This window comes from Nonomuraea lactucae, assembly GCF_003313395.1.
GTDB classification, from domain to species: Bacteria; Actinomycetota; Actinomycetes; order Streptosporangiales; family Streptosporangiaceae; genus Nonomuraea; species Nonomuraea lactucae.
Window position 1 is genome coordinate 1 of record NZ_QNFZ01000570.1, and the last position, 1940, is coordinate 1940.

Annotated in this window: 1 protein-coding gene and 1 pseudogene; both read right to left on the reverse strand. The window is 75.1% G+C overall.

Annotated features, from left to right (window positions below; genetic code table 11):
- A partial coding sequence (gene murJ / locus DQW85_RS23700; RefSeq protein ID WP_420819180.1) for a murein biosynthesis integral membrane protein MurJ occupies window positions 1-1526 on the reverse strand: 1526 nt, incomplete at its 3' end.
- 197 nt (window positions 1527-1723) lie between these two features.
- Window positions 1724-1940 (reverse strand): annotated as a pseudogene (locus DQW85_RS23705) (hypothetical protein); the annotation flags it as partial.

The window sequence follows — 1940 nt, forward strand, 5'->3', positions numbered from 1 at the left end:
AGACCGCCCGCGACCGCGGCCGCCGCCGCCCGGCCCAGACCGGCCGCGGCCCGTCGCCCTCGGGCACGTACGACGAAGGACAGCAGCAGCACCCCTCCCACGGTCATGCCCACCGTCATGCCGAGCGCCAGCCCCGCGATCTTCCACTCCTCGGGGAACGCGAACACGAACGCCGTCTGGGCGGCCATCACCACCACCCAGCCGGCCACCGTGCCGATGGAGGCGGCCCTGCCCCGGCCTCCCGCGTACAGGACCCGGCTCAGGTGCGCGATGAGCCCGTATCCGATGAGGCCGGGCGCGAACAGCGCGATCGTCCGCGCGAGCTCGTCCGGCGGCACGTCGCTCTTCGACCCGAGGAACACCACGGCGCCCGGCCCGGACGCGGCGGCGAGGACGCCCGCGGCGAGCCCGGACACGAGCACCACCGCCCGCGTGGCCCCGGCCGCCAGCACGGCGAACCCGTCCGTGTCACCCAGCTCGGCCTGCGCCGACAGCCCGGGGAACGCGCTGGTGGCGATGGGTACGGCCAGCACGGCGTACGGCACCATGTAGATCGCCCAGGCGTAGTTGAAGGCGGCGATGGCGGCGTTGCCGATGGCGTTGTTGGACAGCAGGAGCACCACGACCATGGCGGCCTGCTGGGCGAGCAGCGCGGCGACCCCGGCCAGGGCGAGCCGCCGCACCTGCGCGGCCACGCCGGGAGGGAAGCGCAGCGTGGGGCGCCACCGCAGGCCGAGCCCGGCGACGGGGCCGATGACGGTGAGCACCAGGGCCAGCACGCCGAGACTGGTGCCTGCCGACAGCGCCAGCTCCGCGGGCAGCGGCACCTTGTCCGGGGCGGTCTCGCCGCCGCTGAGCGGGACGAACGCCAGGTAGGCGACGATGACCACGATGCTGGACACCAGGGGCGCCAGCGCGGGCCCGGCGAAGCGCCGGTGCGCCTGGAGCAGGCCGTACAGCACGACCGCGACGCCGTACAGGGGGATCTGGGGGGCGAAGACGGCCAGCATGCGGGCTGCGACCGCGTGGACGTCGCCCGCGTCGCAGCCGGAGAGCGTCTCGCCGAAGAACAGCCCCATGACCGGCCCGGCGAGCAGGGCGGTGAGCACGGCGACGGGCACGAGGACGGCGAGCACCCAGGTCAGCAGCGCGGACCCGATCGACGCGACCCGGGCGCGCTCCTCCCCGCCCCCGCCGCCACCACCGGACGAACCGCCGCCGGTAGAGCCGTCGCCACCACCAAAGCCGTCGGAAGAGCTGGAGGAGCCGGAGAGGCCCGCGTCCGCGGCCGCCGCGGCCCCCGCCAGGACGGGCACGACCATCCCGGCCAGCGCGCCGCCCGCGACGACCTCGAAGACGATGTTGGGGATCTGGTTGGCGGTGAAGTAGGCGGTGGCCAGGCAGTCGGTGCCGACGGTCTGGGCGAAGACGTACTGCTTGGCGAAGCCGGTGACGCGCGCCAGGATGGTGATCGCGCCGATGAGCATCGCGCCGCCCGCGACGCCACGCGCGAGCCGCGCGGTCACCACGCCCGCCTCCCCGCGCCGCGACGAGCCGCCCGCACCGTCACCACGCGAACCCTCACCGTCACCACGCAAACCCGCCAAAGGCACCACGAACCGGCCCAGCCGTCGCCGTACGCGTGTGACGTGCGCGTCGTTCCCCGATCACGAGGACATCCTGGCAGGTGGGACCGACAGTCGCGTGCCGGACCCCGCGAGGGTCACACGGGGTCGACCGGGCGGCGGCCGAGCATGTCGAGGCGGTTGAGCACGTGGTTGCCCGCGATGACCTTGGTGAAGCTGACCTTCTCCGCGGCGGCCGTCAGCACGGCGACGGTGCCGAGCAGCGCGAGCCTGCCCGGCCGCCCGAGCGTGGTCACGGCGGCCAGCCCGAGCAGGGCGCCGAGCGCGTTGGCCCCGGCGTCGCCGAGCATGGCG